At 63.3% G+C, this 14,487-nt stretch carries 9 protein-coding genes; 4 read left to right on the forward strand and 5 right to left on the reverse strand.

Translation table 11 applies throughout. From position 1 onward, the window contains the following. Positions 1-159 precede the first annotated feature (159 nt). Positions 160-1,479, reverse strand: coding sequence for an NCS2 family permease (locus FPB55_RS08190; protein ID WP_220460588.1), 1,320 nt, complete (start codon positions 1,477-1,479; stop codon positions 160-162). Between the two features lie 313 nt (positions 1,480-1,792). Here FPB55_RS08190 and FPB55_RS08195 point away from each other — a divergent pair, with 313 nt between their 5' ends. Next, the gene (locus tag FPB55_RS08195; protein WP_125855170.1) at positions 1,793-2,548 is read left to right on the forward strand and encodes a GntR family transcriptional regulator; all 756 of its coding nucleotides are present in this window, start codon (positions 1,793-1,795) and stop codon (positions 2,546-2,548) included. Positions 2,549-2,650: 102 nt separating this feature from the next. Here FPB55_RS08195 and guaD read toward each other — a convergent pair whose 3' ends face one another. The 4 genes from guaD to xdhA form a co-directional block, all read right to left on the reverse strand. Continuing rightward, the gene (gene guaD, locus FPB55_RS08200) at positions 2,651-3,955 is read right to left on the reverse strand and encodes a guanine deaminase (RefSeq protein ID WP_009683927.1); all 1,305 of its coding nucleotides are present in this window, start codon (positions 3,953-3,955) and stop codon (positions 2,651-2,653) included. Positions 3,956-3,965: 10 nt separating this feature from the next. After that, positions 3,966-4,811, reverse strand: a complete 846-nt coding sequence (gene xdhC / locus FPB55_RS08205) for a xanthine dehydrogenase accessory protein XdhC (RefSeq protein ID WP_009683926.1) — start codon at positions 4,809-4,811, stop codon at positions 3,966-3,968. Positions 4,812-4,973: 162 nt separating this feature from the next. Then, positions 4,974-7,373, reverse strand: coding sequence for a xanthine dehydrogenase molybdopterin binding subunit (xdhB, locus tag FPB55_RS08210; RefSeq protein ID WP_115293660.1), 2,400 nt, complete (start codon positions 7,371-7,373; stop codon positions 4,974-4,976). Then, positions 7,366-8,820 (reverse strand): xanthine dehydrogenase small subunit, encoded by a 1,455-nt coding sequence (gene xdhA, locus FPB55_RS08215; RefSeq protein WP_054890191.1) that lies wholly within the window; start codon positions 8,818-8,820, stop codon positions 7,366-7,368. The genes xdhB and xdhA overlap by 8 nt, the downstream gene beginning before the upstream one ends. Before the next feature lie 268 nt (positions 8,821-9,088). Here xdhA and FPB55_RS08220 point away from each other — a divergent pair, with 268 nt between their 5' ends. The 3 genes from FPB55_RS08220 (at position 9,089) to zipA (ending at position 14,339) form a co-directional block, all read left to right on the forward strand. Continuing rightward, complete coding sequence (locus tag FPB55_RS08220) at positions 9,089-9,748, forward strand: GntR family transcriptional regulator (RefSeq protein WP_115293661.1); 660 nt, start codon at positions 9,089-9,091, stop codon at positions 9,746-9,748. A gap of 3 nt (positions 9,749-9,751) precedes the next feature. Continuing rightward, positions 9,752-13,240: a chromosome segregation protein SMC gene (smc, locus tag FPB55_RS08225; RefSeq protein WP_144187949.1), complete on the forward strand. Its 3,489-nt coding sequence runs from the start codon at positions 9,752-9,754 to the stop codon at positions 13,238-13,240. A 205-nt stretch (positions 13,241-13,445) separates the two neighbouring features. After that, positions 13,446-14,339 carry a cell division protein ZipA gene (zipA, locus tag FPB55_RS08230; protein ID WP_054881417.1) on the forward strand — a complete coding sequence of 298 codons (894 nt, stop codon included), beginning with the start codon at positions 13,446-13,448 and terminating at the stop codon, positions 14,337-14,339. The last annotated feature ends 148 nt before the right edge of the window (positions 14,340-14,487 follow it).

Here is a 14,487-nt window from a genome sequence, read left to right on the forward strand (position 1 = left end):
GGAGCTATCTCCGGCCCTACCGTCATTAAGGGTGCACCATGTTTATCATTTCCCTGCGCCCCCGGCACCTGATAAAAGTGTCAGGCTGAAGCACTCGCTAAAGTAGGGGTATCTATAATGAAGAAGGGCGCGGAGGCGCCCTTTTTGAAACTATGTAGGTTAAAGGAACACGAACTTGGCAATGAAGATCGCGCACAGCACCCACAGGCTGGCGGAGATTTCCTTGTACTTGCCGGTACCTGCCTTCAATGCCACATAGCTGATGAAGCCCAGGGCGATGCCATCGGCAACCGAGAAGGTCAACGGCATCATGATCACCGTGACAATTGCCGGAATGCTGTCGGTAGCCTCGTCCCAATGGATGTGCGCCATGCTGCCCATCATCAGCATGGCCACGTAGATCAGCGCGCCTGCAGTTGCGTAAGCTGGGATCATCCCGGCCAGTGGGGCAAAGAACATCGCCGCCACAAACAGCAAACCGACCACCACCGCCGTCAGGCCGGTGCGGCCACCTGCCGCAACCCCGGCAGCACTTTCCACATAGCTGGTCACCGGCGGTACACCCACCACCGCACCGAACACACTCGATGCACTGTCGGCCTTCAACGCCCGCGACAGGTTCTCGATACGCCCGTCCGGTGCTACCAGATTCGCCCGCTGGGCCACACCCATCAGCGTGCCGGCCGTATCGAACATGTGCACGAACAGGAACGCCAGCACCACGCTGATCATGCTGACGTTGAACACGCCCGCCACGTCCATCGCCATCCAGGTCGGTGCCAGGCTCGGCGGCATCGACATCACCCCGCCAAATTTCACCAGGCCCAGCCCCCAGCCTGCCAGGGTCACGCCGATGATGCTGATCAGGATCGCGCCGAACACGCGCTTGTAGCTGAGAATGGCGATCAGCAGGAAGCACACCGCCGCCAGCAGTGGCCCGGGCTCATGCAGCGAGCCCAGCTTGATCAGGGTGGCGGGGCTGTCGACGATGATGCCGGCGGTTTTCAGGCCGATCAGCCCGAGAAACAATCCGACGCCGGCCCCCATGGCATGGCGCAGGCTCACCGGGATGCTGTTGAGCAGCCATTCGCGCACTTTCGACAAGGTCAGGAACATGAACAGCACGCCCGAAACGAAAACGGCCCCCAGCGCGGTTTCCCAGTTGTAACCCATGGTGCCGACCACGGTGTAGGTGAAGAAGGCGTTGAGCCCCATGCCCGGCGCCAGGCCCACCGGCCAGTTGGCGTACAGGCCCATCAGCAGGCAACCCAGCGCCGCGGCGATGCAGGTGGCGACGAAGGCGGCGCCATGGTCGATGCCGGCGTCGGCCATGATGTTGGGGTTGACGAAGATGATGTAGGCCATGGTGATGAAGGTGGTCACCCCGGCGATCAGTTCGGTTTTGACGGTGCTGCCGTGTTGCTTGAGTTTGAAAATCCGCTCCAGCCAACTCGTTTCGAGCGGCGGGGCAAGATCCAGCGTAGGGGCTTCGGATTTGCGGCTTTCCACAGCATGTACTCCTCAAGTCTTTCTTGTTGTTGTGGGGGCCAGTTCCTGCGCCATGCACTTGGTGACCCCGCGAGGTGAGGCAGACGTCCGACCGTTTTGTTGACTTATGGGTCAAGAAGTTGCTCGATGGATTATGCTTTTGTGTACAAAGAATGCAAATAATGTTTTATGTTTTGTGTGCGCAATGCGTCGTACAACGGCTATATAGCGAAAACGCCCCCTGCGGAATCGCCTCAGCCTGTGTACAATGGCGCCATACTTTCTCTTCGTGCCTCGAGAGCCCATGAACGAACAGCTGCAACCTCTGAAGAAACCTGCACGAGTCGGCAAGGCCGGCCGCAGCGGTACCCAGGACGACATCGTCTACGCGCATATTTTCGAGGCGATTCTTGAACAGCGGCTGGCCCCGGGCACCAAGTTGAGCGAGGAAGCGCTGGGCGAAATCTTCGGCGTCAGCCGCACCATCATCCGCCGCGCCCTGTCGCGGCTGGCTCACGAGAGCGTGGTCTTGCTGCGGCCCAACCGCGGCGCCGTGGTGGCCAGTCCGACCGTTGAAGAGGCGCGCCAGGTGTTCTTCTCGCGGCGCATGGTAGAACGGGCCATTACCGAACTGGCCGTGCAGCATGCCACCGCCGAGCAACTGAACGAGCTGCGGCAAATGGTGCGTGAAGAGCGTGACAGCTTCTCGCGCGGCGACCGTGGTGCCGGTATCCGCCTGTCCGGCGAGTTCCACCTCAAGTTGGCCGAGGCAGCGGGCAATGCGCCGCTGGTCAGCTTCCAGCGCAGCCTGGTGTCGCAGACCTCGCTGATCATTGCCCAGTACGAAAGCGGCACGCGCTCGCACTGCTCGTATGACGAACACATGCAGCTGATCGACGCCATCGAGGCGCGCGATGCCCAGCAGGCGGTGAGCCTGATGATGCACCACATGGACCACATTGACAGCAAGCTGAACCTGGACGAGGAAAGCGCCTCGGACGACCTGCATGCGGTGTTCTCGCATTTGCTGAAAAAGCCCAAGGTCTCCGCCAAGGGTTGATCGTTTGCCTGGTTAGCCTCAGGGGTGTGCATTTGCGCTCACCCCTGGGGCTGCTTTGCAGCCCATCGCGACACAAGGCCGCTCCTACCAGGGCTGTGGCGGCTAGCGCTGGTGCACGCAACGCCCGGCAGCGTAGGTTTCACGCACGGTGCGGTCGTCACCCAGGGTGGTCAGCACGAACAGGGTCTCTTCAATGCTGTTGGACTGCTGAATGCGGTAGTCCAGCAGCGGCGTGGCCTTGTAGTCCAGCACCACGAAGTCGGCATCGTTGCCGGGGCGCAGGCTGCCGATGCGGTCGTCCAGGCGCAGCGCACGGGCGCCGCCGAGGGTGGCCAGGTACAGTGACTTGAACGGGTGCAGGCGCGCGCCTTGCAGCTGCATCACCTTGTACGCCTCGTTCAGGGTGTTGAGCAGCGAGAAGCTGGTCCCGGCGCCGACGTCGGTGCCCAGGCCCACATTGACCTTGAAGCGCTCGGCCTGCGGCAGGTTGAACAGGCCGCTGCCGAGGAACAGGTTGGAGGTGGGGCAGAAGGCCACGGCCGAGCCGGTTTCGGCCAAGCGCTGGCACTCGTCGTCGCACAGGTGCACGCCGTGGGCGAATACCGAGCGTTCGCCCAGCAGCTCGAAGTGGTCATAGACGTCCAGGTAACCCTTCTGCTCAGGGAACAGCGACTTGACCCAGTCGATTTCCTTGAGGTTTTCCGACAGGTGCGTGTGCATGTACACGCCCGGGTGCTCCTTGAGCAACTGGCCGGCCAGGGTCAACTGTTCAGGCGTGCTGGTCGGGGCGAACCGCGGGGTGACGGCGTAGTGCAGGCGGCCCTTGCCGTGCCAGCGTTCGATCAGCGCCTTGCTTTCGGCATAGCCGGACTCGGCAGTGTCGGTCAGGTAGTCCGGGGCGTTGCGGTCCATCATCACCTTGCCGGCGATCAGCCGCAGGTCCAGGCGCTCGGCCTCTTCGAACAGGGCATTCACCGATTCCGGGTGCACGCTGCCGAAGACCAATGCGGTGGTGGTGCCGTTGCGCAGCAGTTCCTTGAGGAAGATCTTCGCCACCTGGTCGGCGTGGGCCTTGTCGGCAAACTGCTTTTCGCACGGGAAGGTGTAGGTGTTCAGCCAGTCCAGCAACTGCTCGCCGTAGGAGCCGATCATGCCGGTTTGCGGGAAGTGGATGTGGGTATCGATGAAACCCGGGGTGATCAGTGCGTCCTGGTAGTGCTCGACCGGAAAGTCGGCGGCCAGGGTCGGCAGCAGCTCGCTGGCGTGGCCAACGGCGCTGATGCGGCCATCGTCGACGACCAGCAGGCCGTCTTCGTAGTATTCATGGGATGCCTCCAGGCCCACCTCGGCCGGGTCAGCGATGCTGTGCAGGATGGCGGCACGGTAGGCTTTGCGGGTAACGGTCATAACTCACTCGTCAAAGGGCTTGGCTGCGCCGGGAGGGCGGCAGCAACTGGGCAATGGGGCCGGCATTGGCGGCAGCGTCGTGCTGGCCAAAGCAGGCGTTGTAGGTGGCGATGATTTCACCGGCGATGGACACCGCGATCTCGATGGGCAGCTTGCCCTTGACCTCGGCCAGGCCCATCGGGCAGCGCATGCGCGCCATCAGCGCGTCGTCGTAGCCCCGCTCGCGCAGGCGGTGCTCGAACTTGACCCGTTTGGTCTTCGAGCCAATCAGGCCGAACCAGGTGAAGTCGTTGCGCTTGAGAATGGCGGCGGTCAGTTCCAGGTCGAGCTGATGGTTGTGGGTCATGACGATGCAGTAGCAACCTGGTGGCAGCTGTGCCACTTCGTCGACCGGCTCTTCACTGACCACCTTGGTCACCCCGTTGGGGATGAATTCGGGGAATTCCTGTTCACGCGAGTCGACCCAGCGCACCCGGCAGGGCAGGGCGGCGAGCAAGGGTACCAGAGCGCGGCCGACATGGCCCGCGCCGAACACGGCGATGTGCGCCTGCACGGCAGCCATGGGTTCGAACAGCAGCACGGTGACGCCGCCGCAGCACTGGCCCAGGCTGGCGCCGAGGCTGAAGCGTTCCAGGTGCGGCGTGGTGCGTTGTGCTTCAAGCATTTGCCGGGCGATGTGCAGGGCCTTGTATTCCAGGTGGCCACCGCCGATGGTGTCGAACAGGCCGCTGGCGCTGACCACCATCTTCGAGCCGGCATTACGCGGGGTCGAGCCGCGTTCCTCGATGATGGTCACCAGTACGCAGGCTTCGCCACGGGCCTGGTGGTCGGCGAGGGCGTTGATCCATTGGTGCATGATGCGACCTCTCTAAAGATCGACACGGCCCCCTTGTAGGAGCGGCCTCGTGTCGCGAATGGGCTGCACCGCAGCCCCGACAATCTATGCAGTAGCCAAGATCTTGGGGCCGCTTCGCGACCCTTTCGCGACACAAGGCCGCTCCTACAGGGCCTTGCGTTGTCAGTGGGTGACGGTTTCCAATTCATGTTCAGACGGTTGCTGCTGGGCCACCGCCTTTCGCATCTGCTCACACCCCCACAACACCCGCTCCGGCGTTGCCGGCGCGTCGATGTTCGGCTGCACGCGGTAATCGGCAAGGCTCGCCACGGCATCCTTGATCGCGCACCAGGCGGCGATGCCGAGCATGAACGGCGGCTCGCCCACGGCTTTGGAGTGGAACACGGTGTCTTCCGGGTTCTTGCGGTTTTCCACCAGCTTCACGCGCAGGTCCAGTGGCATGTCGGCCACTGCCGGAATCTTGTAGCTGGCCGGGCCGTTGGTCATCAGCTTGCCCTTGGCGTTCCACACCAGTTCCTCGGTGGTCAGCCAGCCCATGCCCTGGATGAAACCGCCCTCTACCTGGCCAATGTCGATGGCCGGGTTCAGCGAGTCACCGACATCGTGCAGGATATCGGCGCGCAACATCTTGTATTCACCCGTCAGGGTGTCGACGATCACCTCCACACAGGCAGCGCCGAAGGCGAAGTAGTAGAACGGCCGGCCACGGGCCTGGCTGCGGTCGTAGTAGATCTTCGGCGTGCGATAGAAGCCCGTGCTGGACAGCGACACCTGGGCAAAGTAGGCCTGCTGCACCAGCTGCTCGAAACTGACGATCTGATCGCGCACCCGCACATGGCCGTTGCGGAACTCGACGTCTTCCTCGGTCACCTGATAGTGCCGTGCGGCAAACTCGGTCAGGCGTTTCTTGAGGATCTCGGCCGCGTTCTGCGCCGCCTTGCCGTTCAGGTCGGCACCGCTCGAGGCGGCCGTGGGCGAGGTGTTGGGCACTTTGTCGGTATTGGTGGCGGTGATCTGGATACGGCTGAAATCCACCTGGAAGATCTGTGCCACCACCTGCGCCACCTTGGTGTTCAGGCCTTGGCCCATTTCGGTGCCGCCATGGTTCAGGTGGATGCTGCCATCGGTGTAGATGTGGATCAGCGCACCGGCCTGGTTGAGGAAGGTGGCGGTGAACGAAATGCCGAATTTGACCGGGGTCAGGGCCAGGCCTTTCTTCAGCACCGGGCTGTTGGCGTTGAAGCGGCGGATCGACTCGCGGCGCTCGGCGTAGTCGCTGCTGGCTTCCAGCTCGGCGGTCATCTCTTCGAGCATGTTGTGCTCGACGGTCTGGTAGTAATGCGTGACGTTGCGTTCGATCTTGCCGTAGTAGTTGGCCTTGCGCACCGCCAGGGGGTCACGGCCCAGGTGGCGGGCAATGTGGTCCATCACCTGTTCGATGGCAACCATGCCCTGCGGGCCGCCAAAGCCGCGGTACGCCGTGTTGGAGGCAGTGTTGGTCTTGCAGCGGTGACCATGCACGGTGGCATCGCCCAGGTAGTAGGCATTGTCTGAGTGGAACATGGCGCGGTCGACGATCGAGCCAGACAGGTCGGGCGAATAGCCACAGTTGCCGGCCAGGTCCAGATTGATGCCATGCAGGCGCCCATTCTCATCGAAGCCCACGTCGTACTCGACGTAGAACGGGTGGCGCTTGCCGGTCATGGTCATGTCTTCGACCCGCGGCAGGCGCATCTTGGTCGGCTGGCCGGTCAGGCGCGCCACCACCGCGCACAGGCAGGCCGGGCTGGCGGCCTGGGTTTCCTTGCCGCCAAAGCCGCCGCCCATGCGGCGCATGTCCAGCACCACCTTGTTCATCGGCACGTCGAGTACTTCGGCGACCAGCTTCTGCACTTCAGTGGGGTTCTGTGTGGAGCAGTAGACGATCATGCCGCCATCTTCGGTAGGCATCACCGAGGAAATCTGCGTTTCCAGGTAGAAGTGCTCCTGGCCACCAATGTGCAATGTGCCCTGGAGGCGGTGCGGGGCGCTGGCCAAGGCGCTGGCGGAGTCGCCGCGCTGGTGGGTGTGGCTGTCAAGCACGAAGTGCCGCTTGCGCAGCGCGTCGACCACGTCCAGCACTGGCTCCAGGTCCTCGTACTCGACGATTGCGGCCATGGCCGCCTTGCGTGCGGTGTCCAGGTCGCGTGCAGCCACGGCCAGCACCGGCTGGCCGAAGAACTCGACCTTGTCGATAGCCAGCAGCGGGTCACCCGCCACCACCGGGCCGATGTCCTTCAGGCCAGGGATGTCTTCGTGGGTGATGGCGATGCGCACGCCCTCGAAGGCATAGCACGGCGTGGTGTCGATGCGCAGGATGCGCGCATGGGCACGGTCGGCGGTGCGGGCATAGACGTGCAGCTGGTTGGGGAATTCCAGGCGGTCGTCGATGTACAGCGCCTCGCCGGAGACATGTTTGTCGGCGCTGTCGTGCTTGACGCTGCGGCCAACCCCGGTGGTCAGGTGCTGGCTGAACAGTTCGGCCATCTCGGCCTGGCTCTTGGCTACATGGTGGTTAGACATAAGCGGTCACCCGGGTTTCGATGTGCGGCGATTGCTGTTCGATGAAGTACTTGCGCAGCAGGTTCTGTGCAGTCAGCAGGCGGTATTCCTTGCTGGCGCGGAAGTCGCTGAGCGGGGTGAAGTCTTCGGCCAGGGCCTGGCAGGCACGCTCGATGGCCGCCGCGTTCCAGGGTTTGCCGCGCAGCGCGGCTTCGCAGGCGCGCGCGCGCTTGGGTATCGCTGCCATGCCGCCAAAGGCGATGCGCACACCGCTGACCACCCCGTCCTCGATGCTCAGGTTGAAAGCGCCGCACACGGCGGAGATGTCGTCGTCCAGGCGCTTGGATACCTTGTAGGCACGGAACGCCCAGTCGCGGCTGGCGCGTGGCACGATGATCTTCTCGATGAACTCGCTGTCCTGGCGGGCAGTGATGCGGTAGTCGATGAAGTAATCCTCCAGCGGCATCACCCGTTGACGCTCACCCTGGCGCAGCACCACCTGCGCATCCAGGGCGATCAGCAGGGGTGGCGAGTCGCCAATCGGTGAGGCATTGCCAATGTTGCCACCGAGGGTGCCCTGGTTGCGGATCTGCAGCGAGGCGAAGCGGTGCAGCAGGGCACCGAAGTCGGGGTACTCGTCGTTCAGGGCGCCGTAGCAGTCGGTGAGCGGGGTTGCGGCGCCGATTTCCAGGTGGCTGGCGGTTTTCTCGATGCGTTTGAGTTCGGCGACGTGGCCCACGTAGATCATCACCGGCAGGGTCTTGTGGAACTGGGTGACTTCCAGGGCCAGGTCGGTACCGCCGGCCAGCAGCCGCGCCTCTGGGTGCGAGCTGTACAATTCGGCAAGATCCGCCACGGTCAGTGGCACCAGGCAGCGCTTGTCGCCGCTGTTCAGTTCACCGGTCTGGGTGGGGGCAATGGCCTTCAGGCGGCTGATGGTATGCGCCTGCTGGGCATCGAACTGGTCGCGGCAAGGCTGGCGGCAGCTCTGCTCGGCGGCGTCGAGGATCGGCCGGTAGCCGGTGCAGCGGCACAGGTTGCCGGCCAGGGCCTCCTGGGCCTGGTGCAGGTCGGCGCCGTCGCTGTTCTTTTGCAGGGCAAACAGCGACATCACGAAGCCGGGTGTGCAGAACCCGCATTGCGACCCATGGCAATCGGCCATGGCTTGCTGCACGCTGTGCAGCTGGCCCTGGTGCTTGAGGCCCTCGACGCTGATCAGCTGCTTGCCATGCAGCGACGAGACGAAGGTCAGGCACGAGTTGAGGCTGCGGTAGCGCAGGCTGTCGTTGCCCTGTGCGTCCTGGGTCAGTTCACCGACCACCACGGTGCAGGCGCCGCAGTCACCGCTGGCGCAGCCTTCCTTGGTGCCGGGTTTGCCCAGGTGCTCGCGCAGGTACTGCAGCACCGTCATGTTAGGGTCCAGGGCGTGCTCACTACGCAGCTCCTGATTGACGAGAAACTGGATCACGGGGATGGCCTCGCAATGGTTTTATTGTTGTTGGGCGGACTCTAAGCAACACCTGTCCAGCAGGTCAATATTTTTCTGACCCAAGGGTCAAGAAATTGCGCATGGTCTCGCCCAACCCTGTTCATTGCCCATATTGCAAGCATAGATCGCGCCGGGCCCGAGGTTGTCTGCTGGGTCAAATAAACCGCCTGCCCCCTCTGCGCGACCAATGGTCAAGTGCGCTACACTTCGCCCCTTGTGCCCAGTTCAATGATTTTGAAGGAAAACCATGACGTTCAAGGCCCCGGACAGCCTCTCCGAGCAGATTGCCGATTACCTGGCCGAACGCATTATCCGCGGCGAGCTGGCGCCCGGCGAGCGCATTCAGGAGCAAAAGGTTACGCAGGCACTCAATGTCAGCCGCGGTTCGGTGCGCGAGGCGTTGCTGATTCTCGAACGCCGCCACTTGGTGGCGATCTTGCCGCGCCGCGGTGCCCATGTCACCGAGCTGGACGAACGCAGCGTGCGCAGCCTGTGCGCGCTGATGGGCGAGTTCTATATCCTGCTGGGCAATGCGGTTGCACAAAAATGGCGCACCGAAGCCGACCTGCGCCCGTTTCTGGAGATTCAGCAGCGGCTGCAGCGCGCCCACGACCTGCTGGACATCAAGGCTTTCGTCGGTGACAGCTTCGCGGTGATGCGCGCCGCCTATCCGTTTGCCGATAACCCTTTCTTGCAGGAAACCGTGGAAAACCTGCAGCCGGCCATGAGCCGTGCCTATTATCTGGCGCTGGACCAACGCCAGGCCAACATGATCGATTACCTCGACCTGTTCGCGCGCCTGCTCGAAGCGGTGGTCGCCCGTGACCTGCCGCACATTCGCGAGGTGCTTACCGCTTACTGCCAGCGCAGCTGCGAACTGGTGCTGGCGGCACTGGCCCGAGGCTGACCGATGCGCCTCAAATGCATTCGCCTGGCTGGCTTCAAGTCGTTCGTCGACCCGACCACAGTCAATTTCCCCAGCAACATGGCGGCCGTGGTCGGCCCCAACGGCTGCGGCAAATCCAACATCATTGACGCGGTGCGCTGGGTGATGGGCGAGAGCTCGGCGAAGAACCTGCGCGGCGAATCGATGACCGACGTCATCTTCAACGGCTCCAGTGGGCGCAAACCGGTCAGCCAGGCCAGCATCGAGCTGGTCTTCGACAACAGCGAAACTACCCTGGTCGGCGAGTATGCCGCGTACGCCGAAATTTCCATCCGCCGCAAGGTCACCCGCGACGGGCAGAACAGCTACTACTTGAACGGCACCAAGTGCCGCCGGCGCGACATCACCGACATTTTTCTCGGCACCGGGCTGGGGCCGCGCAGCTACTCGATCATCGAACAGGGCATGATCTCCAAGCTGATCGAGGCCAAGCCCGAAGAGTTGCGCAATTTCATCGAGGAAGCCGCCGGCATCTCCAAATACAAGGAGCGCCGCCGCGAAACCGAGAACCGTATCCGCCGCACCCAGGAAAACCTGGCACGCCTGACCGACCTGCGTGAAGAACTGGAACGCCAGCTCGAGCGCCTGCACCGCCAGGCCCAGGCCGCGGAAAAGTACCGTGAGTACAAGGCGCAGGAACGGCAGTTGAAAGCGCGGCTGTCGGCCCTGCGCTGGCGCGACCTGGACGAGCGGGTACGCCAGCGCGAGTCGGTGATCGGTGACCAGGGCGTGGCCCATGAGGCACTGGTGGCCGAGCAGCGCAACGCCGATGCCAGCATCGAGCGCCTGCGTGACGGCCATCACGAGTTGTCCGAGCGGTTCAACCAGGTGCAGGGCCGTTTCTATTCGGTGGCCGGTGACATTGCCCGGGTCGAGCAGAGTATCCAGCACGGCCAGCAGCGCCTGCGCCAGTTGCAGGACGACTTCAAGGAGGCCGAGCGCACCCGTTTGGAAACCGAGTCGCACCTGGGGCATGACCGCACCTTGCTGGCGACCCTGGGCGAAGAGTTGGCCATGCTCGAACCCGAGCAGGAAATGACCCTGGGCGCCGCCGAAGAAGCTGCGGCGGCGCTGGAAGAGGCCGAGCTGGCCATGCACGGCTGGCAAGAGCAGTGGGACAGCTTCAACAGCCGCTCTGCCGAACCGCGCCGCAAGGCCGAAGTGCAGCAGGCGCGCCTGCAGCAGCTGGAAGCCAGCCTGGAGCGCCAGGCTGAGCGCCAGCGCAAGCTGGGCGAAGAGCGCGAGCAACTGGGGAGCGATCCGCAGGACGCCACCCTGCTGGATCTGGCCGAGCAACTGGCCAGCAGCGAGATGTTGCTGGAAGAACTGCAGCTCTCCGAAGAACAGGTGGTCGAGGGTCTGGAAAGCGCGCGCGGGCAGTTGCAGCAGGCTACCCAGGCCCAGCAGCAGGCACAGGGCGACCTGCAGCGCCTGGGCGGCCGCTTGGCATCCTTGGAAGCGTTGCAGCAGGCAGCCCTGGAGCCGGGGGCGGGCGCCGCAGACTGGCTGCAGGGCCAGGGCCTGGATCAACAGCCACGCTTGGCTGAAGGCTTGCGGGTAGAACCGGGCTGGGAGCTTGCCGTAGAAACCGTGCTCGGCGCTGACCTGCAGGCCGTGCTGGTGGACGATTTCAACGGCCTCGATTTTGCCGGTTTGGAACAAGGCGAGCTGCGCTTGCTGCAGGCCAGCGATGCCAGCGCGTCGTTGCCCGGCAGCCTGCTGGAAAAGGTCGAAGGCCGTGTCGATCTGGCACCCTGGCTGGGTCAGGTCAAGCCTGTCGAAGACTTGGTCCAGGCGCTGGCGCAGCGCACATCGCTTGGCGACGGCCAGAGCCTGGTCAGCCGCGATGGCTACTGGGTTGGCCGGCACTTCCTGCGGGTGCGCCGTGGCGGTGAGGCTGAAGGCGGTGTGCTGGCGCGTGGCCAGGAAATCGACCGCCTGGGCCAGGAACAACTGCAGCAGGAAGCGGCGTTGGAACAACTTGAGCAACAGTTGCAAACCCTGCGCGAGCAGCAGCTGGACCTGGAAGAACAGCGCGAGCAACTGCGCCGCCGCAGCCAGGAAGAAAACCGCCTGCACGGTGAACTGAAAGCCAGCCTCTCGGCCAGCCGTGCGCGCGCCGAACAGGTCGAGCTGCGGCGCCGGCGCTTGCAGGAAGAACTGGCCGAACTGGAAGAACAACGCGCCCTTGAGCACGAACAACTGGGCGAAGCCCGCTTGTTGCTGCAAGAGGCGGTGGAGCTGATGGCCCAGGACACCGAGCAGCGCGAGCAATTGATGGCCCGCCGCGACGCCCTGCGAGAAAGCCTCGACCGGGTGCGCCAGGAGGCCCGCCAGCACAAGGACCACGCCCACCAGCTGGCCGTGCGGCTGGGCTCGCTGCGTGCGCAGCATGACTCCACCCGCCAGGCCCTGGAGCGCCTAGAGCAGCAAGCAGCAAGGCTGACCGAGCGCCAGGAGCAACTGAGCCTGAACCTGGAGGAGGGCGAGGCGCCACAGGAAGAGTTGCGCCTGAAGCTCGAAGCGCTGCTGGAACTGCGCATGAGTGTTGACGAGGAAATGCGCCTGGCCCGCCTGCACATGGACGAAGCCGACCGCGAATTGCGCGAGGCCGAGAAGCGCCGCACGCAGGCCGAGCAGCAGGCGCTGTTGTTGCGCGGCCAGCTGGAGCAGCTGCGGCTGGAGTGCCAGGGCCTGGATGTGCGGCGCAAGACCCTGCAGGAGCAGCTGCTGGCCGACGGTTACGACCTGCAAGGGGTGCTCGCCACCCTGGAGGCCGATGCCAGCGAGCAGGGCACCGAACAGGCGCTGGAGCAACTCGAGGCGCGTATCCAGCGCCTGGGGGCGATAAACCTCGCCGCCATTGAGGAGTACGAGCAACAATCCGAGCGCAAGCGCTACCTGGATGCCCAGGACGCCGACCTGGTGGAGGCGCTGGAGACCCTGGAAAACGTCATTCGCAAGATCGACAGGGAAACCCGCAACCGCTTCAAGGATACCTTTGATCAGATAAATGCCGGATTACAGGCACTTTTCCCAAAAGTTTTCGGTGGTGGCAGCGCTTATCTGGAACTGACGGGCGAAGATCTACTCGATACAGGGGTGACGATCATGGCGCGACCGCCGGGCAAGAAGAACAGCACCATCCATCTGCTGTCCGGCGGCGAAAAGGCACTGACCGCATTGGCGCTGGTGTTTGCCATCTTCAAGTTGAACCCCGCACCGTTCTGCATGCTCGACGAAGTCGATGCGCCGCTGGACGATGCCAACGTCGGGCGCTACGCGCGCCTGGTCAAGGAAATGAGTGAGAGCGTGCAGTTCATCTACATCACCCACAACAAGATTGCGATGGAGATGGCCGATCAACTGATGGGGGTAACCATGCATGAACCCGGTTGTTCACGTCTTGTTGCAGTTGATGTGGAGGCCGCCATGGCCATGGTCGATGCGTGATGTGCGACGATGCGGGCACTTTCTCCAACGAAATGCCCCCGTCATGTGCGACAGACGGTGTAAAGTTGTCTTTGGTCGTGCTAGCTTAATGTCACTCGTTTATTGCGTGGGTAAAACGCCTGTCAGAACATAGAGTTGGCGCCACGTGTTAAAGGGCTTTGAACCCTTTGTTTTCAAGCATATTTTTATAGAGGCACGGGATTACATGGAAATCGGTCTGCGCGAGTGGCTGATCCTCATCGGCATCATTGTCATTGCCGGTATTCTTTTCGACGGCTGGCGCCGCATGCGCGGCGGCAAAGGCAAGTTGAAATTCCGTCTGGACCGCAGTTATTCCAACCTGCCGGACGAAGAGGGCGGCAGTGCCGAAGTACTCGGCCCGTCGCGGGTACTGGATACCCATAAAGAACCGGAACTGGACGAAAGCGACCTGCCTTCGCTCAGCGCCTCGGCGCGTGATCGCGAGCGCGAGCCAAAGCCGGCCAAGGCCAGCAAGCGTGGCAAGCGCGCCACAGCCGCGGCCGATGTGCAGCAGGGCGACCTGGGCCTGAGCGCCGAGCCGCGCGAGCCCGACCTGTTCACCGACAGCGACGACGACTTCGCCGCCGAAAATACCCGTGGCAACCCGGCGCCCGCTGCCAGCAGCAGCGTCAAGGAGCTGCCACCGGCCGAAGAGGTGCTGGTCATCAGCGTCATTTCCCGCGACGAGGGTGGCTTCAAGGGCCCGGCATTGTTGCAGAACATTCTTGAAAGCGGCCTGCGCTTCGGCGAAATGGACATCTTCCACCGCCACGAAAGCATGGCCGGCCACGGCGAAGTGCTGTTCTCCATGGCCAATGCGGTCAAGCCTGGTGTGTTCGACCTGGACGACATCGACCATTTCAGCACCCGTGCGGTGAGCTTCTTCCTCGGCCTGCCTGGCCCACGTCATCCGAAGCAGGCCTTTGACGTGATGGTGGCGGCCGCGCGCAAGCTGGCACATGAACTGAACGGTGAGCTCAAGGACGACCAGCGCAGCGTGCTGACCGCCCAGACCATCGAGCACTATCGCCAGCGCATCGTCGAGTTCGAGCGCCGTGCGCTGACCCAGAAGCGCTGACAGATCCAACGAAAGAGCAGCCTGAGGGCGTGCTGGCCGGTTCGGGTGTTGTTACCTGTTCCGGCCCTGTCGCCGGCAAGCCAGCTCCCACAATTGCCTGTGGGAGCTGGCTTGCCGGCGACAGGGCCAGGGCAGGCAATCGCTAGTC

The organism is Pseudomonas sp. BJP69 (assembly GCF_007633355.1).
Taxonomy (GTDB): Bacteria; Pseudomonadota; Gammaproteobacteria; order Pseudomonadales; family Pseudomonadaceae; genus Aquipseudomonas; species Aquipseudomonas juntendi.